The organism is Paenibacillus sp. GYB003 (assembly GCF_036577625.1).
GTDB lineage: Bacteria > Bacillota > Bacilli > Paenibacillales > NBRC-103111 > Paenibacillus_AB.
This window is the reverse complement of record NZ_JARBDC010000050.1, coordinates 1-25262: the sequence shown is the minus strand read 5'-3', so window position 1 is coordinate 25262 and position 25262 is coordinate 1. Positions and strand designations below refer to the sequence as shown.

27 protein-coding genes are annotated in these 25262 nt (G+C 59.0%); 7 read left to right on the top strand and 20 right to left on the bottom strand.

Features of this window, described 5'->3' with window-relative positions:
* Positions 1-377: LutC/YkgG family protein (locus PV407_RS16730; protein ID WP_332091064.1), on the top strand; the 377-nt coding region annotated here is incomplete at its 5' end.
* Between the two features lie 61 nt (positions 378-438).
* On the opposite strand, the gene PV407_RS16725 is transcribed toward PV407_RS16730, so the two are convergent.
* From PV407_RS16725 to PV407_RS16670, 12 genes are all read right to left on the bottom strand, one after another.
* Positions 439-1548 (bottom strand): GerAB/ArcD/ProY family transporter, encoded by a 1110-nt coding sequence (locus PV407_RS16725; protein ID WP_332091063.1) that lies wholly within the window; start codon positions 1546-1548, stop codon positions 439-441.
* A gap of 12 nt (positions 1549-1560) precedes the next feature.
* Positions 1561-1791 (bottom strand): hypothetical protein, encoded by a 231-nt coding sequence (locus tag PV407_RS16720; RefSeq protein WP_332091062.1) that lies wholly within the window; start codon positions 1789-1791, stop codon positions 1561-1563.
* A 3-nt stretch (positions 1792-1794) separates the two neighbouring features.
* Positions 1795-2994, bottom strand: coding sequence for a Ger(x)C family spore germination protein (locus PV407_RS16715; protein WP_332091061.1), 1200 nt, complete (start codon positions 2992-2994; stop codon positions 1795-1797).
* Entirely contained in the window at positions 2991-4520 is a 1530-nt protein-coding gene (locus PV407_RS16710; RefSeq protein WP_332091060.1) for a spore germination protein, read from the bottom strand. Before PV407_RS16710 ends, PV407_RS16715 begins: the two co-directional genes overlap by 4 nt.
* Positions 4521-4714: 194 nt before the next feature.
* Positions 4715-5362: an SGNH/GDSL hydrolase family protein gene (locus tag PV407_RS16705; RefSeq protein ID WP_332091059.1), complete on the bottom strand. Its 648-nt coding sequence runs from the start codon at positions 5360-5362 to the stop codon at positions 4715-4717.
* Positions 5363-5495: 133 nt separating this feature from the next.
* On the bottom strand, positions 5496-6269 hold the full coding sequence (locus PV407_RS16700; protein WP_332091058.1) for an SDR family NAD(P)-dependent oxidoreductase: 774 nt from the start codon (positions 6267-6269) through the stop codon (positions 5496-5498).
* Positions 6270-6337: 68 nt separating this feature from the next.
* A complete protein-coding gene (gene rbsD / locus PV407_RS16695; protein WP_332091057.1) occupies positions 6338-6724 on the bottom strand; it encodes a D-ribose pyranase in 387 nt (128 codons plus the stop codon).
* Positions 6721-6936: a hypothetical protein gene (locus tag PV407_RS16690; protein ID WP_332091056.1), complete on the bottom strand. Its 216-nt coding sequence runs from the start codon at positions 6934-6936 to the stop codon at positions 6721-6723. The genes rbsD and PV407_RS16690 overlap by 4 nt, the downstream gene beginning before the upstream one ends.
* A 2-nt stretch (positions 6937-6938) precedes the next feature.
* Complete coding sequence (locus PV407_RS16685) at positions 6939-7601, bottom strand: cyclase family protein (protein WP_332091055.1); 663 nt, start codon at positions 7599-7601, stop codon at positions 6939-6941.
* Between the two features lie 14 nt (positions 7602-7615).
* Entirely contained in the window at positions 7616-8410 is a 795-nt protein-coding gene (locus tag PV407_RS16680) for an SDR family NAD(P)-dependent oxidoreductase (protein ID WP_332091054.1), read from the bottom strand.
* 37 nt (positions 8411-8447) lie between these two features.
* The gene (locus PV407_RS16675; RefSeq protein ID WP_332091053.1) at positions 8448-9611 is read right to left on the bottom strand and encodes a UxaA family hydrolase; all 1164 of its coding nucleotides are present in this window, start codon (positions 9609-9611) and stop codon (positions 8448-8450) included.
* Positions 9608-9934: a UxaA family hydrolase gene (locus PV407_RS16670; RefSeq protein ID WP_332091052.1), complete on the bottom strand. Its 327-nt coding sequence runs from the start codon at positions 9932-9934 to the stop codon at positions 9608-9610. The genes PV407_RS16675 and PV407_RS16670 overlap by 4 nt, the downstream gene beginning before the upstream one ends.
* 527 nt (positions 9935-10461) lie before the next feature.
* Here PV407_RS16670 and PV407_RS16665 point away from each other — a divergent pair.
* Positions 10462-11472 carry a LacI family DNA-binding transcriptional regulator gene (locus PV407_RS16665; protein ID WP_332091051.1) on the top strand — a complete coding sequence of 337 codons (1011 nt, stop codon included), beginning with the start codon at positions 10462-10464 and terminating at the stop codon, positions 11470-11472.
* Positions 11473-11568: 96 nt separating this feature from the next.
* Here the strand turns inward: PV407_RS16665 and PV407_RS16660 are convergent, their stop codons facing one another.
* From PV407_RS16660 to PV407_RS16645, 4 genes are all read right to left on the bottom strand, one after another.
* Entirely contained in the window at positions 11569-13041 is a 1473-nt protein-coding gene (locus PV407_RS16660) for a PstS family phosphate ABC transporter substrate-binding protein (RefSeq protein WP_332091050.1), read from the bottom strand.
* Positions 13042-13091: 50 nt separating this feature from the next.
* Positions 13092-13670, bottom strand: a complete 579-nt coding sequence (locus PV407_RS16655) for a histidine phosphatase family protein (RefSeq protein WP_332091049.1) — start codon at positions 13668-13670, stop codon at positions 13092-13094.
* A 156-nt stretch (positions 13671-13826) separates the two neighbouring features.
* Complete coding sequence (locus PV407_RS16650) at positions 13827-14687, bottom strand: DUF695 domain-containing protein (protein WP_332091048.1); 861 nt, start codon at positions 14685-14687, stop codon at positions 13827-13829.
* Positions 14688-15232: 545 nt separating this feature from the next.
* The gene (locus PV407_RS16645) at positions 15233-16306 is read right to left on the bottom strand and encodes a Gfo/Idh/MocA family protein (RefSeq protein ID WP_332091047.1); all 1074 of its coding nucleotides are present in this window, start codon (positions 16304-16306) and stop codon (positions 15233-15235) included.
* A gap of 225 nt (positions 16307-16531) precedes the next feature.
* On the opposite strand from PV407_RS16645, the gene PV407_RS16640 reads away from it, so the two are divergent.
* From PV407_RS16640 to PV407_RS16620, 5 genes are all read left to right on the top strand, one after another.
* Positions 16532-17518, top strand: coding sequence for a YpdA family putative bacillithiol disulfide reductase (locus tag PV407_RS16640; protein ID WP_332091046.1), 987 nt, complete (start codon positions 16532-16534; stop codon positions 17516-17518).
* 112 nt (positions 17519-17630) lie between these two features.
* Positions 17631-18062: an NUDIX hydrolase gene (locus tag PV407_RS16635; RefSeq protein WP_332091045.1), complete on the top strand. Its 432-nt coding sequence runs from the start codon at positions 17631-17633 to the stop codon at positions 18060-18062.
* A 374-nt stretch (positions 18063-18436) separates the two neighbouring features.
* Positions 18437-19060 (top strand): YhbD family protein, encoded by a 624-nt coding sequence (locus tag PV407_RS16630; protein ID WP_332091044.1) that lies wholly within the window; start codon positions 18437-18439, stop codon positions 19058-19060.
* A gap of 25 nt (positions 19061-19085) precedes the next feature.
* Positions 19086-19820: a polymer-forming cytoskeletal protein gene (locus PV407_RS16625; RefSeq protein ID WP_332091043.1), complete on the top strand. Its 735-nt coding sequence runs from the start codon at positions 19086-19088 to the stop codon at positions 19818-19820.
* 22 nt (positions 19821-19842) lie between these two features.
* A complete protein-coding gene (locus tag PV407_RS16620) occupies positions 19843-20580 on the top strand; it encodes a cytoplasmic protein (protein ID WP_332091042.1) in 738 nt (245 codons plus the stop codon).
* Between the two features lie 93 nt (positions 20581-20673).
* On the opposite strand, the gene PV407_RS16615 is transcribed toward PV407_RS16620, so the two are convergent.
* From PV407_RS16615 to PV407_RS16600, 4 genes are all read right to left on the bottom strand, one after another.
* On the bottom strand, positions 20674-20928 hold the full coding sequence (locus PV407_RS16615; protein ID WP_332091041.1) for a DUF7667 family protein: 255 nt from the start codon (positions 20926-20928) through the stop codon (positions 20674-20676).
* A 352-nt stretch (positions 20929-21280) separates the two neighbouring features.
* A complete protein-coding gene (locus PV407_RS16610; protein WP_332091040.1) occupies positions 21281-22156 on the bottom strand; it encodes a radical SAM/SPASM domain-containing protein in 876 nt (291 codons plus the stop codon).
* Positions 22157-22194: 38 nt separating this feature from the next.
* A complete protein-coding gene (locus tag PV407_RS16605) occupies positions 22195-23403 on the bottom strand; it encodes an SEC-C metal-binding domain-containing protein (protein WP_332091039.1) in 1209 nt (402 codons plus the stop codon).
* Positions 23404-23500: 97 nt separating this feature from the next.
* A complete protein-coding gene (locus tag PV407_RS16600; RefSeq protein ID WP_332091038.1) occupies positions 23501-24994 on the bottom strand; it encodes a sensor histidine kinase in 1494 nt (497 codons plus the stop codon).
* Positions 24995-25262: the final 268 nt, after the last annotated feature.

The following is a 25262-nucleotide window of genomic DNA, read 5'->3' as shown; positions in this document are numbered from 1 at the left end:
CGCCCGCGGGCGAGGACGGCAGCGCCTGGAGCCGCCGCAGCCCGCTGCTGCGCGCGGCCGAGCGATGCCGGCTCGGCATCGTCTGGGCCGACTACGCCGTCGCCGGCACGGGCACGCTCGTCCTGCTCGCGCGGGGCGGCCGCGGGCGCTCCGTCAGCCTGCTGCCGGACGCGCTGTTCGCCGTCGTCCGCGCGGACCGGCTCGTCACGCGGATGGGCGAAGCGTTCGAGGCGATCCGCCGCGACTATCCCGAGGCGGCCGACATGCCGTCCTCGATCAATTTGATTACCGGTCCGAGCCGCAGCGCCGATATCGAGAACGATTTGACGATCGGCATCCACGGTCCGGGCAAAGTGTACGCCCTCATCCTCGAGTAAGATAAGCGAACGACGCGGAGAAGCCCGGTATCGGAACCGGGCTTCCGCCATGCTCCCGGCGCTATGCGTTCGACGGCCGCTTGCTTCGTCCGGATTTGAGCTTATGGACGACGAGCAGCAGCAGCGGCAGCGCGAAGCCGGCGAGCACGTCCATATCGACCCAATAACGGACGGCCATATCGTTGAAGAAAAGGACGTCGGAAGAGACGAGATACGCCATGCCGAATACGATCAGGCCGCTCGGAATAACGAGCGAGCGGTAATCGGGCAGCTTGAACAGTTGGGCGATCACCTCGGAGAAAGCGTAAAAATAAAGAGTCGTCTTGAGATAGGTCGACAAGATGTGATTGATGGCGAGCAGCGCCTCCAGTCTCTCCACGAAATGACCGATGCTTATTTTTTGCGCCAAAATGTAGGTCGGATAGATGAAATGCGCGGTCATCTTCCCTCCGAGTGCGAGAACGGCGAGCAAATCGATTACGAAAATGCCGCATCCGCCCAAGATGACGGCTATGATGTAATCCCGGGCCAAATGGCTGCTTCGGACGACGTGGGGAACAATCAGAAAGATGACGCACAGCTCGCAAAACGGAAATGACGCCGCCAGCAGCGACCCATGCAGCAATTCCGGCATGCCGCTTCCCAATATCGGCTGCAAGCGGGCGGCATCGATTTTCGGCAGCAGCAGGACGACAAGCATCAAATAGAGAAAGACGTAGAACGGCAAAAAAATTTCGCCGGAACGGGCGATCGTCTGCAGGCCGTATTTCGCCCCGACCACCATGGCCGTAACCGCCAACACATGAATCGCCCGCAGCGGCGTTTCCGGAAACAGCTGGGTCGTTAAAAAATCTCCCGTTTCGCGAACCATCATGCTGCAGTTGTACAAAAAATAGACAATGTAAACGATCGACACGAGTCCGCCCGCCCATCGCCCCAACAAGCGCCGATTGTACCCGACAAAGCCCGTTCCGGCCGAAACGGTTCCGTACGCATATAGAAGCAGGGCGACGGGCAATCCTGCGAAAACCCCCACCAGCCCGGAAATCCACAAATCCTGCTTGACGAAGGCGGCAACCATCGAAGGCACTACCAGCAAAATATCTCCCAAGGTTATAAAAAGGACTAGCACGGTAAACTGCCTCGTGCTGATCCGGTCATCATTGGCCATGCGGATCCCCCTCTACCGAAAAAGCTGCGAAATCCATTTGTTGACCGGTTCGAAAATCGCAGCCAGCGCATTTAGCGGACTCGGCCAATTGAGGAGCAGCATCGCCGCCGAACTCAAAACCGCGCCGACCGTCAGCATGACGCCGTAAACGACGGCTTCCTTGACCGATCGTCTCAACAGGCGCGGCAGCTCGGCGGCTCCGGCCGCAGCGGCGACCGCCAAAACGACAACGACTTTCCACATGGCTTATTCCTTCGATCCGATTTGAATTTTTCGGCCCATCATGCCGATTTTGCGGATATGGATATCTACCTCGTAACGAACCTGCACGTCTTGAAAATGAGAATCCCAGTCTTTCTTCAGCCGGCTCCACGCCCGAGGATCGGCGCGGTACACAGCTTGTCCGAAACCGAAAATGTCCACGCCGTACTTTCGTTTCACAACCTCGACCGCCTGTTTCATCAACGCGATCTTTTTGCTTCTCTGCTTTTCCTCCAGCTCCCGGATCGTCCCCGGTTTGTCCAGATCGATCTCGCAGGCGACTTCCGCGATATTCGATTCGTCGACCATATGAATGTCGATCACCGGTTTTCCGTTAACCATTTTGCCTTTCATCTTCGTATGGGTCCGGATCGTTTCCAGCGTCAGCAATCCGCCGTTCGAACATTTCACATAGCCGGCCGTACTCGTAACCTGATCCGTAATATAGTTGTAGCCTTTGCTTTGCACCTCGTTCAGCCAGCCGACCAACCGATCCTTGCGCATGACCGCCAGACCGGTTAAGCGAAGCTTTGCGCTCGGATCGATTTTTTCCGTATTTTTACTCGAATTGCCCTCCTCCGCATCGCCGACCAAACGAACACCGGTCAGCACCGGATTGATGCCTTCGCCGATCAGCTTCTCCATCAATTGCTCGAGCGTGACGGTCGTTGTCGGCGCCCACGCCTTGGACGAGACGTCAAGCGAATGGAACAGCTTGTTGGCGGGAATATTTTCGAGCGGGGTCATGACCCGCAGCACGCTTTCGGCCGACGTATCCCTGGCGATCATGACATAGAAATCCGACCGTACCTCCGGGTCGCGTATGAGCAGGTCGATCGCGTCGGTAACCCCTTCCTTCGCGAGCGATTCGCCCAGCACCAAAACGCGGATATGGGCTCCGTACACTTTTCTCGGACTGATTTCGGTCAATTTCCGGAATGCCGTAAACAATGTCGGCGCGGTCGATTGATACAACGTAACGGGCGCGGACGTTCCCGGAGATTTCCGTTTCGTCACCTCGCCCGGCTTCACGATCTGTGCGGTCAGACGATACTGGTCGCCTACTTTGTCAATCGCCGTGCCTACCAGGATGCCGAGGTCGTTTAATTCGCGCCGGTTCCAGCAGCCGGGCAAAAGGGCAAGCAACAGCAGCAGCGCGGCGATCGTTCGTCCCGCCCGGATCATGATTCTCCCTCCCCGTCCGGCTTCGAACGCTGGCGAACGACGTTCGTTTTGGCGGTTGCCTGCGGGCGGCGAATCATTTTGGTCCAGGGAGCCCGGAACAGCGTGTCTTTCTGGGAGTCCTCATAGAACGGGGCGATCGGACTCATGTAAGGCACCCCGAACGATTGCAGGCTGCTCAAATGCAGCACCATGACGATCAAGCCGATGAGTATGCCGTAAAACCCGAACGATGCGGCCAACCCCATCAATAAAAAGCGGATCATCCGAACGGAAATGGACATGCCCGATGCGGGAATGACATAGCTCGATATCGCCGTAATGGAAACGACGATAACCATTACCGCCGAGACGATCCCCGCTTCCACCGCGGCTTGTCCGATAACGAGCGTTCCGACGATCGAAACGGCTTGTCCTACCGTCCGCGGCATTCGGACGCCCGCCTCCCGCAATATTTCATAGGTCACCTCCATCATTAACGCTTCGACGAATGCCGGAAACGGAACGTCTTCGCGCTGGGCGGCCAGGCTGACCAGCAGGCTCGTCGGAAGCATTTCCTGATGGTAGGTCGTAATGGCGATATAGAAGGAGGGCGCCAGCAGCGCGAAGAAAAAAGCCAATAACCGGATGATTCGCAGCAGCGTGCTGATGTCCGACCGCTGGTAATAATCTTCCGCAGCCTGGAAATAATGGACGAACAAAGCCGGCACGAGCAGAACGAAAGGGGTTCCGTCGACAAGGATGGCCACGCGCCCTTCCAGCAGCCCGGCCGCGATCGTGTCCGGCCTTTCGCTGTTGAACACGGTTTGAAACGGCGTCAACGTTTTGTCCTGAATGAACTCTTCGATATAACCGCTCTCGAGGACGCCGTCGATATGAATGCGGTCCAGCCTTCGGCGCACCTCGCGAACGACGCCGTTGTCGGCCAATCCTTTCATGTACATGATGGATACGTTCGTACGGGTCACTTCCCCGATTTGTCTCGTCTCGAGCCGAAGGCCGGGATCTTTGATCCGGCGGCGGACAAGCGCCGCGTTGGTGACGATATTTTCGGTGAAAGCTTCCATCGGCCCCCGCACGACGGCTTGGGATGCCGGCTCCCCGACCGGTCTGTCTTCCCATCCGGCGGCGCCGACCCGCAATCCGGTATCGCAGCCGTCGAACAGTACGATCGCGTCTCCGGACAGCAGGCGGATAAGCAGATGGTCCATGTCGGCAAGCTCGGCTACATCCCCCGCCGTCAGCTTGTCCTTCGCCGTCTTCAGCCGATCGGGCTCTTCGGTCGGGTTCAATGTCGGACGGTCGCGTTCGCCGCGCATCAGCGGTTCCAAAATCGTATCGTGGACGAACTGCTTGTCCGCCAAGCCTTCCATGTACAGCAAAGCAGTCCGGCAGCCGTCGGAAGTCGCAAACGTTTTGACAATCAAGTCGGTACTGTCTCCGAGCGCGTCGCGAACATGCCGCACATTCGTTTGCAAGCGGCAGTCCAACGTCGTTTTGTCCTTTTGATCGTACGCTCTGTCGGGCATTGGCGTAACCTCGGTTGTAGTTTGTCGCTTTCCCTATCATATCCAGCTTAGGCAACGGTTATGTGATGAAGCCGCGTCGCCTTCCGTTCCGTGCGGCAACCGTTTCCGGGTTCGTATGCGACAAAAAAACCCGTCCATACGGACGGGTTTCGCGGCTTCGGTTATTCGTCCCGATACCCGGGACTTTTCTAGACTTAGGACTGTATTGCCGATGTGGCGCCCATCGCTTTCAGCCACGCCTTGGCGATCAGCGCGTGTCCCGCCGGCGACGGATGAACGCCGTCCGGCGCCCAATACGCCGACGGAGCAAGCATCGACGCCTGGGCGAACAAGCCGTCGAGCGGAACGAGCAGCGCGCCGAATTCCCGGGCGAGCTCGCGGACGACGGTAATTTTCGGATCGAGGTCTTCGCGCCATCCTTTCCGGTCTTCCGGTACCGGCAAGACGAACGGCTCGACCAAAATCAGACCGGCGTCCAGCCGCTCCTTCGTGCTGACGAGCAGCTCCCGGTACGACTTCTCGAACTGCTCGGCGGAGGTCGGGTCGCCCGAGTCGAATTTTCTCCACGTATCGTTGATGCCGATATAAATCGATACCCAGTTCGGGCGCAGCTCCAGGCAGTCCGCCTCCCAACGGGCGACCAGGTCCTTGGCTCTGTTGCCGCTGATGCCCCGGTTCAAAAATTTGACCTCCAGCTCGGGATAGGCGGCGGAGAACAGCGCCGCCGTCAAGTGCGCGTAACCTTTGCCCAAATCGCCGTGCTGCTGCCGATTTCTTCCCGCGTCCGTAATGCTGTCGCCTTGAAACAGCACGACATCCCCTTGTTTGATCCGTAATGCCAACTTCGTCCCCTCCGCTTCTTGTTTCGCGACATTCGCCGGCCGTGCGGCCGTTTTGGCCGTCCGGCCCGCGCCCAAGCCCCATTTTATTCCATCCGGAGCGTGCTGTAAACCGTTATTTCGCCTTCGGCCTCCGTCAGGCGTTTTTGCCGAAAACGACGCCGCCGTCGATATAAAGCGGAGAGCCCATCATAAATTTCGATTCGTCCGACGCCAGGAACAGCGCCGCCTGCGCCACGTCCTCCGGCCGTCCGAGATCGCCGCTCAGCTGCCGCTTTTTCAGCGATTCGTACGCCTCCTCGGGATTGTCGTACGATTGCTTCAAATAATTTTCCACGAACGGCGTCAATATCGTTCCCGGCAGCAAAGCGTTGACCCGAATCCCGTACGGCGCGTAATCGACCTGCATCGATTTGGTCAAGGCGAGCACGGCGCCTTTCGTCGCCGCGTAGGACGCCCGCAGCGCAAGACCGATTTCGGCGATGCACGACGACATGTTGATGATCGAGCCCGCCTTGCGCTCCATCATATGGGGAAGCGCATACTTGGAAGGCAAATAAACCCCTTTGATGTTGACGTTCATGACGCGGTCCCATGCGTCCGGCTCGATTTCGTGCAGCCTGCCGACCCCGCTGATGCCCGCGTTGTTGAACAGCACGTCGATTTTGCCGTACAGCCGCATCGTTTCGTCGACCATCGCCTTGGCCGATTCCGGGCTCGTCACGTCCGCATGCACGTAAACGGCTTTGCCGCCGCCGTCGCCGATCAGGCGGACCGTCTGTTCGCCCTTCTCCCGGTCGATGTCGGCCACGACGACGGTCGCCCCTTCGCGGCCGAACAGCAGCGCCGTGCTTTGCCCGATGCCGGAGCCCGCTCCCGTTATGACGCATACTTTGTCCTGCAATCTCATCGCTATCGCTCCTCCGACGTTGGTAATCGCCTTGCGGGACGGTCATTCCGAGAAACGCCCGCCCTTCTTTATCCCGATACGATAATAATATTCGCGTAAGGCGCGCTATCTCCTGTCCGAATGACGGCGCGGGATTCGGGACAAATCTGTTTGAACTTCACGTGCGGAACCGCCGTAAACGCGATGTGCGGGTAGGCCGCCGTCATCCGTTCATACCGTTCGGGGCTCGCCGCCTTCATCTCCTCGGCGACGATGATCCGGTCGATGACGAACTCGTTGTCGATCGCAGCGAGCACGTCGAGCACGGTCGGCACGTCGTCGACGAGCGCCAGATCGAGACGCTCCGGGCCCGGAGGGACGGGAAATCCGCGGTCGCATACGGTGAGCATGTCGGTATGGCCCGTTTCCGCCAAAATCCGGCTTAAGGCCGGGTTCAAAATGCCGCCCTTTTTCATTCGCCGCTCCCTCCTCCCGCCTTGCCGAGCGCCTGCTTGCGCTGATCGAGCGTAATTTGCTCGCGCAGCGACGGCAGCGGCCGCTTCAAGTAAAACCGCTCGTTTCCGCCCGCGTTCGTGACGCCGACAAGCTCCCAGCCGTCTTCGCCGAGCGCGCTCAGCCGGTCGAAGCTATCTACGACCGTATATTCCCAGCGAGTCGATGCCGCCACGCTCATCCCTCCGCCCGGAACGCGACGACGCGCGCCGGCGCGCCGCTGCTGTCCCTGATTTTGACCGGCATCGCCATGACGTGCCAGCTGCCTTCGGCCAGCTCCGGATCGTTCAGCTGCAGCCCTTCCGCGACCCAAACCGGCGCGCCGAGCAAAATGCGGTGCGTTTCCTCGTTTTCCTCGCCGGTGCCGCCGACGCTGAAATGATCGATGCCGACGCCGCGAACGCCGCGGCCGACGAGCAGCCGGGCCGCTTCGTTCGACACGTACGGAGAGCCGTACACCCATTCCTTCGACCAGCCGCGCTTTTCGCCCCAGCCGGTATACAGCAGCACGACCGTTTCGTCGTCCATCCGGCTTTCGTACGGCTGCAAATCGGCGGCCGTAATCGGCTCGCCCGCCCGCTTGTGGGAAAGCGGGATAAACAGCGCTTTCCCTTGAAACCGTTCGACCGGAATCCGGTCGAGCGTCAACGCGTAATCGCCGAGATGCGCCGGAGCGTCCATATGCGTCGCCGTATGCAGATTCATCGTAATCCGCTCCAGCGTCCATCCGTCCCGCGCGCCGACGAGCACATAGTCCATTTTCGGCGGCTCGAAATCCGGCAGCACCGGACAGTTGTGATACAGCTCCTGCGACAAGTCGATCATTTTGACGATGCGCATGCGCCGGGCCTCCTTTAACGCTCCATATGGTCGTCGGGCTGCGCCGCCTTTACGGTCAAGCCGCCGTCCACCATGAGCAAATGGCCGTTCACCTGCATCGCTTCCTCGGAAGCGAGAAAGACGACGGCGTCGCCGATTTGGCGGGCGGTGCCGAGCCGCTTCATCGGATTCGCCTCGACCTCCTTGCGGCGAATTTCCGGGTCGGCCAAAAAGTCGGTGCACATGTCGGTGTCGACGGTGCTCGGACCGACCGCGTTCACGTTGATGTTGAATTTGCCGAGCTCGATCGCCATCCCTTTCGTCAGCATGTGCGCCGCCGCCTTCGACGACTGGTAGTGCGGGATGACCGGGCTCGTCACCATCAGGCTGGCCGTGGACAGCACGTTGACGATTTTGCCGTAGCGCCGTTCGACCATGCCCGCCGCCGCCCGCTGCGAGCAGAGGAAAATCGACTTGACGTTCGTGTTGTAGGTGCGGTCCCACGTTTCTTCCTTGATTTTCAAAAACGGCTCGAACGGGGCGATCCCGGCGTTGTTCACCAAAATGTCGACAGGGCCGAGCTCCCGCTCCACCTGATCGAACATCGCCTCGACCTGCTCCTTGCTGCCGACGTCCGCGCGGACGACGATCGCCTTCACGCCGAGCGCCTCCGCGTGCTTCTTGACGTTTTCGGCCAGCGCGAGCGATTTTTCCGACGTATAGTTGACGGCGACGTGCGCTCCTTCTTCGGCCAGACGGATGACGATCGCTTCGCCGATGCCGCGGCTTCCTCCGGTCACGAGCGCCACACGGTTTGCCAAACGTTTCATGCCTTTCTCTCCCCTTTAAGCGTAAGTAGCGAACCCGTCACAGGCTCGGTCCGATCCGGTTGATGCTGAATTCGGTATGCCCGAGAATTTCCGCCTTCGTCAGCTTGCCGGCGCTCACCTCGCGGATTTCCCGCCAAATGCGCTCGCCCGCGTCTTCCAGCGTCAGCGTGCCGCTCAGCATGTCGCTGACGTCGACGTCCATGTTGTCGGTCATCCGTTCGTACATTTTTTTGTTGCCGGTAATTTTGATGACCGGAATGACCGCCGAGCCGGTCGGCGTGCCGCGGCCGGTCGTGAAGCAGACGAGATGGGCGCCGCCTGCGGCCATGCCGGATACGCATTCGATGTCGTTGCCGGGCGAATCCATGAAGTACAGGCCGCCGGCCGGAATTTGCTCCGCGTACTCGATCACGCCTTCGATCGGCGCGGTGCCGCATTTCGAGATGCAGCCGAGCGACTTTTCCTCGATCGTCGTCAGACCGCCTGCGATGTTGCCCGGGCTCGGGTTGCCGCCGCGCATATCCGCGCCCATCCGCTCCACTTCTTTCTCGAACCGGTCGACGATATGGTACAGCTGCTCGGACACTTCCGGCGTGCGGCACCGACCGGCGAGCACGTGCTCCGCTCCGATAATTTCCGTCGTTTCGCCGATGACGACCGTGCCCCCTTCGCGGATGAGGCTGTCGGCCGCTTCGCCGAGCGCCGGATTGGACGCGAGGCCGGAGGTGGCGTCGGAGCCGCCGCATTTGACGCCGATTTTCAGCTCGCCGAACGGAATTTCCGTCTTCTCCTGCAGGTCGAGCTCCGCCCGCATGCGGCGGGCCAGCTCCGTGCCGTGCTGGATCGCCTTGACCGATCCGCCGACCGATTGGATGTCGAACACTTCCACAGGTTTACCGGTAACCTTAATCGCTTCTGCAAGCGCTTGCGGATCGATCACTTCGCAGCCGAGGCTGATGACGATGACGCCGCCGACGTTCGGATTTTTCCCCGTTCCGGCGAGCACGTCGAACGTGCGCTGTTTGTCCGCGCCGATCTGACTGCACCCGTGCTGGTGCGGGATCGCCACCGTTTCCGGGACGAGCTGGGTAATGCGGCTGCACACTTGATTGGCGCAAATGACCGTCGGGATGATGAGCAAATGATTGCGAATGCCGACTTCGCCGTTCGGCCTCCGGTATCCGAGAAACGTTCCGCTCACGATGCGTTCGCCCCTTTCGCTTTGTCTCCGCGTCCGCGGATGCCTTCCACATTATGCACGTGCACGTGGCGTCCCGCCGGGATCGCTTGCGTGGCTTGCCCGATCACTTCGCCGTATTTGCGCACTTTTCCGCCTTCCGGAATGTCCGTAACGGCGATTTTGTGGCCGAACGGAATCGGCTCGGCGGCCTGCACCGTCTCCCGTCTGCCCTGCACGACGTATTGGACGGCTTCTCCCGCGGCAATGTCGCGGATCGCCGTAGCGACATGGTCGGAAGCGTCCATGACGAGCGCGTCCGCGCCGGCTTCGATAGGTCCTGCCATAGCTAACATCTCCTCGCTAAAAGTAAGTTTACCGATAACCCCAACATAACAAGCATTTCGTTCGCTGTCAATCTTTTTGTGCGCGTATTCGTTCGGCGCGTGGGCCTCGGTCAACCTCGGGCTTCTCTCTCCGACACCGCCGATATCTGATTCGGGTCAGGGCCCGAACCGTACGATTACCGGAAAACCTCCATCTATTTTGGCCGTTATCCCCGAATTAGCCGATTTTACGGGAAAACCTCCTTGTCATATCGCCGGAACCGTGTTTTTACAAGGCGTTGCCCAGATTTAGCGGGAGCTTTTCCCGTTACAACGAACCGCGGCCGAACAGGGAACGAAATAGCGGGAGCTTTTCCGGTTATGGTCGCGCGCACGACAAGCTGCAACTCTCTGAAAAGACCGGCCTTCGTCGCCCCCCGCTTGCGCCTGCCTCGGCTTCGCTCCCGTTTCCGCTTGCCGATCGCCTCGCAGTTCCTGTACAATAGGCAATAATTCCGCAAACGCGCGCACCGGAGGGAAATCCGCCGTTGGTCACCATTTACGATATAGCGAAGCAAGCGAACGTCTCCGCCATGACCGTCTCCAAAGTCATTAACAATACGGGGAAAATCAGCGAAAAAACGCGGTCGCGCGTCAAAAAGATCATGGAGGAAATGAACTACGTTCCGAACTCGATGGCGCGTTCCCTCGTCCTGCAGGAGACGAAAATGCTGTCGCTGCTCATTCCGGACATTACGAATCCGTTCTTCACGACCGTCGCCCGCGGGGCGGAAGACGCCGCCATGCGGCTCGGCTACAAGCTGCTGTTCGGCAACAGCGACGAAAGCCTCGCCAAAGAAAAAGAATACGTCGACATGATTTTGTCGACGCGGGTGGACGGGGTATTGTTTTCGGCCGCGTCCGATTTGTCCGCGCCGCACTTGCAAACGCTGCGCACGCACCGCATCCCGTTCGTGCTGCTCGACCGCGCCGTTCCCGGCGTCGATTGCGACACCGTGAGCGGGGACAGCAAGGAGGGCGCGCGCAAGCTTGTGGAGCATTTAATCCGGCTCGGCCACAGGCGCATCGCGATCGTAAACGGCTCGCTCGCCGTCTCGACCGCGCGGGAGCGGCTTGCCGGCTACCGGGAGGCGCTCAAGCTGGGCGACCTGGAAGCGGACGAATCGCTCATTCTCGAAATGAACTACAAGCAGTTCGCCGACGAGGACGCGCTGAGACGGCTGCTCGCTTTGCCGGAGCCGCCGACGGCCGTGTTCGCCGGCAATAACTTCATCGCCGTCGGCATTATCCGCAAGCTGCTCGAGTTCGGCATCCGGGTGCCGGAGCAAATATCCGTCGTCTGCTTCGACGACCTGGGCGCGTCGGTGATCGATCCGTTTTTCACCGTCGTTTCGCAGCCGGCTTACCAGTTCGGCGCGATGGGCATTCAGCTGCTGGTCGAGCGGATCAAAGGAACGACGACGCCGGATTGGAAAAAAATCGTGCTCCCGTCGGAGCTTATCGTGCGAGGGTCGTCGGCCGAGCCGCCGCATGGTTGACGCCGCCCGTCGTCGGCCGGTGCGGAGCGACCAAGCTTCGGCCCCTGCCGCTCGCAGCCCCCTCGGCTCCGATCCGGGAGAACTCCCGCTCCCCCGTCATTTCGCTTCCCGCACCGGAATGTAGCCGCCTTTCGCGATCGCATCGCTTCCTTCGGGTCCCGTCACCCATTCCAGCAGCCGGGACGCCGGCGAATCCGCGGACTCGCCGGCCCTCGTAACCGCATACAGCGTCGCGGTAAGCGGGTAGGTCCCCGCCCTGATCGTTTCTTTGCCGGGTTCGATGCCGTCGACGCTCAAAAAACGGATCGATTCCCGTTTGTTCATCTCGCTGGCATAATAGTAAAACGAATAGCCGATCGCCTCGTTTTTGCCCGTATACGCGGCGACGACGTCGATGAGCCCGCCCATGCCGGTAATTCTCCGCTGCTTCGGCGGCTCCGCAAGCAGGCTTCCCCGCATGACGGTTTGCTCCATAAACGTCTGACTGCCCGAATTCGCCTCCCGCTGGTAGGCGACAAGCTCGACATCTTCGCCGCCGACCTGCTTCCAATTCGTAACGGCGCCCGAATATATATCGCGGATTTGCGCCAAAGTCAGTCCTTGAACCGGATTGTCCCGATGAACGAGAAACACGAACGCGTCTTTGCCGATCGGCGTCAGCACGAATTCGACGCCGCGGGTCGCCGCCATCCGCCGTTCCTCGTCCGAAGGCGCGGCGGCGAACACGATGTCGGCTTTGCCTTCGATCAAGTTGACGTACGCGTTGTGCGTCGTATTGAATCGGACGAACCGCTCCGTTTCCGGCCGGTTCATCCCCGTCAGACGGTGCGCGAGCTCGCGGCCGAACGGGTAAGCCGCCGTCGCCCCGTCGACGCGCGGATACGTCTCCGGCGTAAACGGGTACGTGCGCGGAAACGCCGCATAGACGACAAGGCCAAGCGCAATGACGCCCGCCGCCGCGCCGGTTTTGGCCAAAAGCCGTTTCCGCCTCTCCCGGGAGACGGCCGCATGCGCGTAAGCGGCCGATCCGGCCGCCGCGCACAACGCCGGCAGCAGCGACAGGACGAGCCCGACGTATTTCACCGTATGCTCCGCGACATAATGGCGCACGAAATCGAATAGCGGCGTCGCCCAGAACGCGTATGCGAAAAAGGCGAACCACACGCTTCCTTCGAACGCGGCCATGGCCCCTTCGCTGTACCGGTAGCAGATCGACCAAACGATCGGTCCGATCGCCGCCAGCGGCACGTACGCGGCGAGCAGCCGTTTCGTATCCGTCCAGCTCCCGCGCGCCATGAGGCAGCCTACCGCGGCGAACAGCAGCGCAATGAAGGCCGCGTATCCCGCATGAACGGCGATCAATACGGAATCGCCCGCCGTCCCCGACGGCGGCCAACGGAACGCGCGGGCATCGACGAAAACGGCCAGCGCAATCGAGACGATGACGTAGACGAAGCCGAACGCGATCGCCCATTCCGCGACGTGTACCGTTCCGATAACGAATCCGCGAATGCGGGCGCCGATTCCCGGTTCGCCGGGAACGGGACTCCCGAGGTTCGTCCGATCCACGCCGTCCCCTTCCTTCCGACCCAAACTCATATCCCCCGACCCCGCTTCGGCTATTCGTCCAAGTGCCGCGTGCAGTTGTACAGATCGCACTCCCAGCGGCCGTCCTCCGCAAGCCGGACGAGCGTCACCGACGTATTGCGGAGAATAGCCGCCGTGTCGAGCTGCGGAACGAGCTTTTTGAGCGTACTGATGATCCAGCCGCCGTGGCTGACGACCAGAATGCGCTTGCCCGGATGCTTGCCGGCGTATTCGCCGAGCGCCTGCAGGCCTCGTTCCCCGACCGCGTCGCGCGATTCTTCGCCGAGCTCGAGCTCCTTCCAGCGCGGCCCCCATTTGCTTACCCGCTCCTCCTCGGTCGTCCCTTCGATTTCCCCTAGAAACACTTCGCGCAGCCGGACGTCGGTCGTCACATCCAATCCTTTCGTTTCCGCCGCCTTTCGCGCCGTCTCCAGCGCCCGGCTCAAATCGCTGCTGTAGACGAAGTCCCACTCTTCCCCGCTTATTCGTTTGGCAAGCAGCTCCGCCTGCCGTTTTCCCGTTTCGTTCAGCGGGATGTCCGTATGCCCTTGCGCCCTCCATTGTACGTTCCAGTCCGTAATGCCGTGGCGAACCAATCCGATCACCGTCATCGTCCGTTCCATCCTCTCCGCATGGTCTATGCGCCTTTAACGACGCTCTGCCTTCCTGACAACGTACGCCGCGCAAGCTCGCGCGCTTTCGTCAACGGGGCCTCCGGACCCGGGTCCGGCACCGCTTCGGCAACGGCACGCGACAGCCCCGCCGCGCTATCTGACAACGATCCACGGCAGCGCGATCAGCGCCGCCGCCAGCAGCACGATTCCGGCCAGGGCGATGCGTCGGCCGCGTATTCCTTCCTTCAGCTTGCGCCACAGCTTCCGGCGCGTGTCCGTCCCCCAGCCCTCGTACTTGCCGGCGTATTCGCGGGCGAGCGCGTACAGCTCGCCGACGGAGTCGTTCATCGCCCCGATGGCGAGCGCATGCTTTTTGCTGATGATCAGCGTATGCTGAAACGCCGGCTTGTCCGCGTCCGTATCGGAATTGACGATGCTGTAGCCGAGCCGCTTCGCGTTGTCCGCCGCCTGGCGCATATCTTCCTTCGTGCCGAATCGGAGCCAATGGTACACATGGCGGGCGATGCCGAGCCGGTCGCCGTTTTCCGTCAGCGAGCGCAGCAAAATGCTGTTGCGCGCATACAGCTTTTCGACCTCGTTCGGCCGCAAATACGCGTAAAACGACCAATCGGCGTCGTCCCGCTCCGAGGCGACCCAACGGTAATTCGGACAGGCGGCCATCGCCTGCGCCGCGATTCCTTGCAGCGGCTCCCCGCCTTCTTTCGCGTAATAGTAAAATTCGAGCCGGGTTTCGGTATTGATCCGCCCGATATATAACGCTTGCCGGCGTTCGGCGAGCGTCTCCTCGAGACTTCGTTCCAGCATGCCGAGCTTCGCATGGGCGCTTTCGCGTTCTTTTTTGTCCGAAGCGATCGCGTACAAATTGATGACGACGGAAAGGAGGCGAGGGAAATCCGGCCGCGGCGGCTTGCCCGCATGAGCGGCGTCCACGAGAACGGTCATATGCTCCTTCCGGTCGGTCGTACGATGAAAGTAATCCCACTGCTTCCCCATCGGCCGTTCATCCCCTTTCCCACGACGCTCGAAAAGCGCCTCCGCCGATTCGCATTCGGATTATCGGCTGCCTCACTCCATTCTACGCCCCGAATTTCTTTTCTGTAAATAGCGGAGAGCGGCGTACGCCGCCGGAGGAGGAAAAATTTCCGATCGAACCGCTTTTTCCCGGTAAAAAATGCCGCATCGGCAACGAGGAGAAACGAAACGCCTGCCGACGTCTATTCGAGGGGAGCGCGATTTAGAGGAGCGCGTCAAGTCTTGCCGGAAGCGCGCCGCCGCTAACGAACCGACATAACCTTAACGAGGCTCATTTGACGTACGTGCCGATCTAACGAACGGGAGTAACGTGATTCGGCGCAACGACCGTCATATTGCGCCCGTTTCCGCGAAATAAGGTCGTCTCGATTCGCTGGGCGAGAAAGCCGTTCATGTTGCCGCAAATAGCATTGCATGGATTCGTTAGCGTCTCTCCGCCCGATCAACAGTCATAACGAAAAAAAACCGGCAGCATCACGCGCCGGTTGAAGCCTATCCGTTCGAATCTACTCGACCTTGACGGCGTCGCGCTGGGCGATCAGGCAAAGCTCCGCCGCTTTGAACGCATGCGCCTGGGTCATCGCATTTTCGGTCCGGTTCATGCAGTCGAGAATGAGCTCGCCGAAAAACGGGTAACCGATTTGTCCGCTTACCGCGAAATGCTTCTCGCCCTCGCCGTTGACGAGATACAGATGGTTGCCGTCCTTCGTGCGGGCGATGTCGATATATTTGCGCAGCTCGATATACCCTTCGGTGCCCAAAATGATCGTCCGACCGTCGCCCCACGTGCCGAGTCCGTTCGGCGTCAGCCAGTCGACGCGGAAATAGTTCGTGGCGCCGTTGTCGCCGACGAGCGTCGCGTCGCCGAAGTCTTCCAGCTCGGGGTACTGCTTGTTGTGATAGTTCGCCACCTTGCTGTGTACCACTTTGGCGTCCTTGCAGCCCGAGAAAAACAAAAACTGCTCGATTTGATGGCTGCCGATATCGCAAAGAATGCCGCCGTATTTCTCTTTGCGGAAAAACCAGTCCGGCCGCGACGGGGCGTTAAGCCGATGCGGTCCCGTGCCGATCACCTGCACGACCCGGCCGATCGCGCCTTCCTTGATCAGTTGTCCGGCGTACACCGCGCTTTCCACGTGAAGCCGTTCGCTGTAGTAAACCATATATTTCAGTCCGGTCCGGCTCGTCATTTCCCGGGCGGCCGCCAGCTGCTCGAGGCTCGTGAACGGCGTTTTGTCCGTGAAATAGTCTTTGCCGTGCTCCATCGCCCGCAGGCCGAGCGCGCACCGCTCGGAAGGCACCGCGGCCGCCGCGATCAGCTTCACCTCCGGATCCTCGAGCACCTGCCGCTCGGACTCGGCCGCCTGCACGCCCGGATATTTGGCGCAAAACGCGGCCACCTTCGCCGGGTCCGGATCGTATACCCATTTGAGCGTCGCCCCTGCGCCGATCAAGCCGTTGCACATCCCGTAAATGTGGCCGTGATCGAGCGCGATGGCCGCGAATACGAATTGTCCCGGCTCGCATACCGGCTGCGGCTTGCTTTCCGGCGCGTAGTTCATGCCGTCGCTTTTTTGCATGTCGAACTCCTCCTTCTTGCTTTCGACCCCGCGAAAGCGCATACTGATTCGATTGTCATGTTCCATGCTAACACGATTCGAACGCTTTGTCTTCATTGTCAGTGAACTATCCGACCGTCCAATTGACTGTCGTTGGCGTACCGCGAAAATCGAATCCGCCGGCCGGTTATGATACAATGAATAAGTTAAAGTTTGGATGCATCGCATCGGGAGGCAGAAGCAGACATGGAAAAAGTCATCATCGTCGGCGCCGGCCCGTGCGGCTTGTCCGCCGCGCTGGAGCTGCAAAACGCCGGCATCGAGCCGCTCGTCATCGAGAAATATTCGATCGTTCATTCGATTTATTTGTATCCGACGTACATGCAGTTTTTCAGCACGGCCGAGCTGCTGGAAATCGGCGGCATTCCGTTCTCGACGCCGAACGACAAACCGACGCGGGCCGAAGCGCTCCACTATTATCGGAATGTCGCGCTGCGCCGGTCCGTTCGGATCCGGTCGTACGAGGAAGTGACCGGCATCGCGAAACAAAACGGCCTGTTCGTCGTCACGAGCGTCGACCGCGCCGGCAAAACGACCCGTCGCGAAGCGGAAAACGTCGTAATCGCCACCGGCTATTTCGATCACCCGAACATGATCGGCATCCCGGGCGAGCAACTGCCGAAGGTGAGCCATTTTTTCCGCGAAGCTCATCCGTACACCGGCATGAAGGTCGCCATAATCGGCGGCAACAATTCCGCCGTCGACGCCGCGATGGAGCTCGTTCGCGTCGGCGCCGACGTGACCGTCGTCTACCGCGGCGAATCGATTTCGCCGAGCGTCAAGCCGTGGGTTCGCCCGCTGTTCGAAGGCATGGTGAACAAAGGCCGCATTCGGATGCTGTTCCGCTCGCGCGTCGTGGCGATCGAGCCGGCGCATGTCGAAATCGAACGGGACGGCGCCCGGGAGCGTATGGACAACGACTTCGTGTTGGCCCTGACCGGCTTTCGGCCGGACCGCAAGCTGCTCCGGTCCGCGGCAATCGATTTGGAGGAACCGTCGGGCAAGCCCCGATTCGATCCGGACACGATGGAAACGAACGTCGAGGGGCTGTACGTAGCCGGCGTCATCGCGGCCGGCGCCGAAGCGAACGAAATTTTTATCGAATCCGGCCGCCATCACGGCGCCCTCATCGCGCAGCATGTTGCGGCGAAAGACGCGGGGCGGGGCGATTAAAGTTCCGGCGGTCCGCCCGCCGCTTTTCCAAGCGCATCGAAGCCGTCCGGCTTTGACGGCTAAAGCAGCTTGATACGACAAGCCCGGTCGCGGGCAGGAAGGAACCGGCTGAATGATGAAAAGAGTCGACGTGGCCAGCGCGCTAATTTTCGATTCGTCCCGGCAGCACATTTTGATGGTGCTCAACCGGAAAAACGATTCCGTCTACTGGTCGCTTCCCGGCGGAGCCGTCGAGCGCGGAGAGACGCTGGAGCAAGCCGCCGTTCGCGAGGCGAAAGAAGAGTCCGGCTTGGACATTGCTATTTCCGGCCTGCATTCGGTGCGGGAGGTCTTCTTTACGGAAGCGGGCCATCACGCGCTTCTTTTTACGTTTTATGCGGAAGCGACGGGCGGTCGGCTCGAAATTCTCGATCCGGACGGCGATATCGTCGAAGTGAAATGGATGGACGTTCGGGAGGCGAACGGGCATATGCCCTACTTCCCTGCCCCGATCTCCGCCGACGACCGCGATTTTGCGGGCTATTTTTTTCAAGGCGATCATTGATGCCGTCCGAACGGACGGGAGCCCGGAGCGAAAGGCCGAAAGCCTGCCGCTCCGGTTTTTTTTATATAAGTGCGGATAGGACCGGCCTCAAGTTTAACGGACAGGGCTGCCGCTATGGAGGTCCGTTTCGGCCATTTTGATTTGTAACGGACACAGGTGCGCTTATTTTTACGAAAAAGCCCATTTCATGGGTGATTTTGCTCAATTCAGTGCCGCTGCGTCCGTTACATTTTGGAATCGGCCGTTTTTCGCAAAATAACGGCCGCGGTGTCCGTTGCAACGCTCCCCCCGCTCCTTTGCGGAACTTTGTTTCGCCGCCTCTTTACAAACGTAACAATGTTATGTTACATTCATATTCGTCAGGAGGTGCCGATATGGACCAGGAGCTTATTTCGAAAAAGGAATTGCTGGAGCTGACGGGCATATCGTACGGGCAGCTGTACCGATGGAAACGGAAAAATTTGATACCCGAGGAATGGTTCGTGCGAAAATCGACGTTTACGGGGCAGGAGACGTTTTTTCCGAAGCGGCATATTTTGGCCCGTATCGACAAAATCAAAAATATGAAGGACGATTTGTCGCTCGACGAGCTCGCCGATGTGTTCTCCCCGGCGGCGGACGGACTTGCGATGCCGGAGCGCGAGCTGTTGGAACGTAACATTGTTTCCAAGCAGGCGCTCGAGCTGTTCGGCGGAACGTTCGCCCCGGCCCCCGTCCTCCCGTTTCAGCGCATATTGTACGTCTATATGCTCGACAAGCTGCTGCAGGCGGGCGAAATCAACCTGGACGAGGGCAGCATGATGCTGCAGACGATTCATCAGCACGAAGCGAAATTCGAAAACAAAAACTGGACGCTTCTCTTTATCCGCAAAATGGGCGTGTCGTCGTTTCTGATGATCGGCGCGGCCGACGAGTTCGCCATCGACGCGGGGAGCAAAATCGTCACGCGGCTCGAGGTCGCGTCCGCGATCGAGGAATTGAAGCTGAAATTAAATTGAACGTTGGAAGGAGCGGGCTCCACTTATGGAAACGCGTCAACATTTAACCATTGTCGGCTCGGGCGGGTCCGGCGGCGGGTCGTACAATAACGTCAAAGTGAACGGCGAAGCCCAGTTTAACGGGGACATCGACTGCCTCGCCTTTCGCTGCAACGGCACGGCCCGTGTGTACGGCTCGTTGAAGGGCACTTCTTGCAACGTAAACGGAACGCTCGACATAGCCGGCGATTTCGACACCGGCGAAGCGAAAATAAACGGCAAAATGGAAATCGACGGGAACGTGAAAGCCCGGACCATCAAATCGTTCGGCGAAACGAGCGTGCGCGGAAACGTGGCCGGCGAAGAAGTCGGTCTTCAAGGCTACTTCAGCATTAACGGCAACTGCGAGGCGGAACAGCTTCGGATTAAAGGCATTTTTCGGATTGGCGGCCTCGTGAACGCCGGCGAAGTCGATCTCGCGGTTCACAGCCGGTGCGAAGTGAAGGAAATCGGCGGCGAATCGATCCGCGTACATCGTTCCGAAGGAAACGTGCTGAAAAAGCTGATCGGCTCGTTTTTTTTGCCGGCCGACTATTACGAAGGAACGTTGAACGCCGATACGATCGAAGGCGACCATATATACGTCGAGCATACGAGCGCCAAAGCGATTCGGGGCACCGTCGTCGTGGTCGGGCCGGGTTGCCGGATCGGACGGGTCGAATATACGGAACGGTTCGAGTGCCACGCCGACTCCTCCGTCCAAGAGCAGGAGCAACTATAAACCGATTCGGGAGGAATCGCAGATGGATACGAACATGCGCAGAGATTTGAACATATCCGGCGTCTTGGGCGGATGCGGCGGCGGGACGTTCAATACTATTTCGATCAACGGCAGCGGGACGATGAACGGAAACGTGGATTGCATCCGTTTCGTCGCGAGCGGCAGGGCGGCCGTCCGCGGCTCCATGATCGCGGAAAGCGTCGAAGTGAACGGCTCGGCGTCGTTCGGCGAACGCCTCGATGCCGGAAAGCTGCGGATCAACGGCAAAACCGATATCGAAGGCATGCTTGTCGCCGGCGAAATGCGCGTCGACGGGTATTTGAAGGTCGGCGGCGACGTAAAGGCCGACAGCATGGAAATTAACGGCTCGTTTACGGGGAGAGGGAGCTGCGAGGCCGAACGATTCCGCTCGCGGGGCAGCTTCCGGCTGGACGGCCTGCTGAACGCGGGATCCGTCGACATCGATCTGTTCGCCGAATGCCGGGCGAAGGAAATCGGCGGCGAAACGATCGTCGTGCGCAAAACGGGCGTCGACAGCCCGATCGGCCGGCTGGTGAAGGCGCTCGTTTTATCCAAAGAGATGCTGTTCGCGGACTTGATCGAGGGCGACGAAATCCGGCTCGAGTATACGAAGGCGGCGGTCGTCCGCGGGACGAACGTCACGATCGGTCCCGGCTGCGACATCGGCCTGGTCGAATATACGGGCGAATTCCGGCGATTTTCGGACGCCGTCGTCGGATGCAGCAAGCAAATCGGATAAGAGGAATCGATCAGGGCCGTAACAGGCGAAGGCGGCGCAGGCCGATTCGTAACCGATGCCCTTCGTCGACCGCATCGCGATCGCGGCCGGTCCTTACGGATCCGGCCGTTTCGCCTGCCACGGAAAGCTCTCGATCCGGCCGCAAATATCGTGCTGCCACTCGGTATCCCGCGTCATCGACGCAAGCAGCGAAACGTTCTCGAGGTAAGCCATCTCCCAGCACAGCTTCGCGTTCACCTGCAAACATTGCTCGAGCTCCGTCTGCTCCTCCGGCGTCAGCCGGCGGCTGCGCGACAGCGTCCACAGCGTCGCCATCCGCCTGTGAGCCGGGTGTATCGTCATCGTCATCTGTGTCCCCCCGTTTCTATCTATTGGCAGTTTAACCAATTCGGAGACGTTTCAATGCCGGGGCGGAAAAAGAAGCGGAAAAAGGAAGCGAAAAAATTGCCCGTGCCATCGATCCGGGCCCGTACGCTCATCACGATGACCGGGTTCGTAGGCCGTATGCCGCCTTCGCAGCCATGCCTCCGCAAGAGCGCGAATCCCGTCGTCGATTCGCTTCGTTGAAAAAAAGCCCTCGCCCTCCGGAACAACCGAAGACTGGCGGGGCTTGCCCTGCGACTTTTTGTATCGCTCGAAAAGGGATGCCCGGCGGCATCCCCTTCTCATTTTCGCGCAAAATTACGCTCGCACACTTCGTTCATGCACCGAACCGTTTACGGTAGCCGCATTTTCGGCACAATTCCTCGACGGCCTCCCGCCTGGAAAAACCGTCGTACAGCCGGTTGGCCCGCTCGCCCTCCACAATGTCGGAAAACGGCCGCTCGTGAACGTTGCCCAGGTTGATGACGCCTTCGCCGTCCAAGCAGCACGGGACGACCGTCCCGTCGACCAAAATCGCCGCATGGCTGCGCAGCGCATGGCAAAACCCTTTGCCGTCGTCCTCGGGCGCCTGCAGGCTCGGCCATTCGAACTCGTGGTCCTGGTTCAAATAAACCCGCTCGGCCACTCGCAAGCCGCTCCCCCGGACGACCCGCTCTTCGATTTTGTAGTCGAGGCCGAATTCGTTTTCGAGCAGCTCCAGCGTTTGCCGGTTGCGGCTTCGCTGCGCGTTCGTCGCATTGTCCGGATGCAGGTTCCAGAGCCGGAACGAGACGAGAACGCCGCCTGCCGTCGCCTCCCGGACGAAGTCGAATATGTCGGCCAAATACCGTTCGCGATTTGTCGAGCCGATATGGCCGTCGAAGCTGTGCAGCGAAAAATTGATTTGCCGCACCGCCGGCTTGCCGAGCAATTTATGCTTCGCCTTGCCGATCAGCGTCCCGTTTGTCGTAATGTTGACTTTGAAGCCTTTGTCGCCGGCGATGTCGAGCAGCGCGTCCAGCTTCGGGTGAAGCAGCGGCTCGCCTTTGACGTGCAAGTAAATATATTTCGCATGCGGCTTGATCTGGTCCAAGATGGTCGCAAACGTTTCCGGCTTCATAAAATTCGCCTTCCGTTCCGTCTGCGGGCAAAACGTGCAGGCGAGATTGCATACGCTCGTAATCTCGATATATATTTTTTTGAACGTCTTCATCGGCGGCCCTCCATCGGCAGCGTTCCGCTAGGCACGCGTTACCGCCCGCAGCATTTTTTGAACTTCTTCCCGCTGCCGCACGGACACGGATCGTTCCGCCCGACCTTCCGGCGGGTGGCGAAATCGATGACGTTTCCGCCCCGATCGTTCGATGCCGGCCTCTCGCTCCGCGCCGCCGACAGACCGGACGGCGAATAGCCTTTGAGCGGCCATTGATTCGTTTCGTTGTAAAGGCCGACGAGACAGTCCATGCATTCGCGAATCAGCGATTCGTCGTCCATCTGGAATGCGCTTAGCAGAACGCGGAACGCGTCTGCAGGCGTATCCCCGTTTTTAAAAAGGATCACGATTTGATCGGCAAGCGATTCGGTTTCGTCCTGCGGATAATCGTAGTTGTCCAGCACAAACTCTATAAAGTCGCGACGACCCGCTCTCCGTTCGACGTAACCGGGCTCTCCGGCCTGAAGCAGCTGCTCCTTCGTCGCCGGAAAAAACGGCAAGTCGGTACGCTGCATCCGTTCGCCCAGCCACGATTGTAAATTCCACGCTCTGGTATCGAAATAACCGTCGGGACCGAATTCGATTTGACCGTAGTACTCCCCGGCTTCGTATAACATTTCGATCCGTTCGAACTCGTTCCCGTCCCATGCCTCCGAAAATCGGTCCACAAAATCGCGGAAATCGCGATGAGACAAAAAACCGTAATGGTAGAGCAGTCCGTGTACGAGCCGAATCGCTTCGGTATTGGCCCGAACTTTGCGGCGGTAGTCGGTGCCGTCCATTTCTTTGAACAACTTCACGACTTCCTGCGGCATCGCCAACGTTTTCTTGCCTCGATACGTGCCCGGGAACAGCAAGCCGCGCGATTTGAAATAATCGATTTGGCCGGGCTCGAGCGGCACAAAAGCATGACCGCCCGCTGCGGCGATCTTCTTTAAAACGGTATACCTCGTTTCGTCTATCCATCCGAGCAAGGCGGGCAATTTTTCGGGTATTTGCACAACGAGAACATCGGCCAATTTCCCTTTGTCCAGCGTGCTTGCACCGCGTATGTCCAAAACGGTGCGGATGGCGGTAAGCTCGGCCTTCGTCAGTCTCGCCAGACCGCCGGCCAACGTGAGCGGCAGCTCCATTTCGGCCCAGCGCTTCTTCTGCTCTTGCGCTTCCATTCGCTCTCGCGCTTTTTTAGCTTTGTCCATAACGTCCGTCAGCGCTTTTTGTTCGGAACGACTCAAGCGCTTGTCCATCAGTAATCTCACCCTTCTCGACATATAAGCCTTGCTTCGATTCGTACATTGCGTATGTATTATACCACAGTCCGTCAACCTCCCCTAAAGGGCGGTCCTAAGCCGTTATTTCCTCGTTCATCGGAAACGATATTCGCATCCGCACCCCCTCCCCTTTTTTCGCGTTCAGCTCCAACCCTCCCCGCAAAAATAAAATGCGGCTCCGCAGCTGCTCGATCCCGACTCCGGACGTCCGAATGTCCGCCGTCCTGCCGGCGTCCGGATCGAAGCCGATACCGTTATCCTCGTAATGGAGCTGAAAGTTTCCTTTTTCCAGCGAAAGCCGAATCGTAACGAGCGTCGCTTGCGAATGCTTGCGCGCGTTATTGAGCAGCTCCTGCACGATCCGGAACAGATGACGCTTCGTGTCGAGCCCCCGCCGTTCGATTTCGTACGTTCCCGCCGCGTCGAACCGAATTTCGAACGAGCCTGCATGCGATTCCCGCTCGACGATTTTTTCCACCGTGCGGATAAAGCCGACCTCCTGAAGCAAATACGGATGCAAATCGAAGCAGTTTTGCCGCAAATTGACATTGATGATTTCGATGTATTCCACCAAATTGCGAACGACCGTTTTCCCTTCCGGCGCCGGTACGTGGGCGTCCCCCAGCGCGGCGAGCTTCCGCTTCAGGTGGAACAAATCCTGCATCGTCGAATCGTGAATATCGGCGGCGATCCGCATCCGCTCCCGCTCCTGCAGCTCGAACATCAGCTTGCGGAACCAATTGACCGCCAGCGATTCGTGCTCGTCCGGCGTTTGCGAGGCGAGCCCCTGCAGCTTGTCCGTCAGCTTGCGGATCAAGTAAACGTTTTCGAGACTGACCGCGAGATACGAAACGATCAAGTTCAGCCATTGCACTTCCTCCAGAACGAGCCGCGTATTCGCCCGTTTGTGCGTCATGACCAAGTAGCTCGTATATTGTTCGTGCTTCGTAATTTCGAGGCAGACGAAATCGGGATGACCGGCGATCGTATCGGTTTCGACAAGCCGTTTCAACGAATCGCGGTCGATATCGCCTTCGCTGATGATTTCGGTGCTGTCCTTGTATTTGAAAATGATCGCGCCGCCGTACACTTGCAGCGTTCCCACGATATCGACCAAGATCAGATCCTTCAATTCGTGGAAGCTGGACGTGGAGGTCAAATTTTTGGCGATTTTTTTCAGAGCGGCCTGAAGCAGGTGCTTGCGCGGAAACATGTACCGCTCCATGCGCATGTACATATGCTCGGCGGTGTAGAGGACGAACGTGAGGACGATCAAGCTGCCGAAAAAAAACAAGACGGTTCGGCGCATCGACAAATGGTCGAACGTCAATGCGACGTACAATGCCGTAAACGCGATATTCGGCAAGACGGCCATAACGACCGTAAACAGGACGCGCCGCAGCACCATATGGATGTCGTAAATTTGCTTCGTTAGGATCAGGTAAGCGAATGCCAAAGGGAAGACGAGTACGAACCAGCTTGAAATATAGGAAGATACGTACTCCTTGCCGAAAAAGAGATTCGGAGCGAACGAAAGCAAAATAACCGGAGAAAAGGAAATAAACATCGAAGTAATTACTTTTCTTGCTGTTCGATCGTTAAATTCGAACAGTTTCTTTGCGATTGGACGCATCTATGGATACCTCTTTTTCGCGAAACTTATATACGATATCGAATCCAATCGTATATTATTATAGTTGAGGGAGTGACTAGTATCTCATCAATCTTTAAATTGTGGATAAAGGCGTTTTAGTTTGATTCTTGCATCGGAGGTCGTGAACTGCCAGTCCACGCCCCTTTGGCTTTGGTTTCGGACGCTCTCCCATGCCGATAGT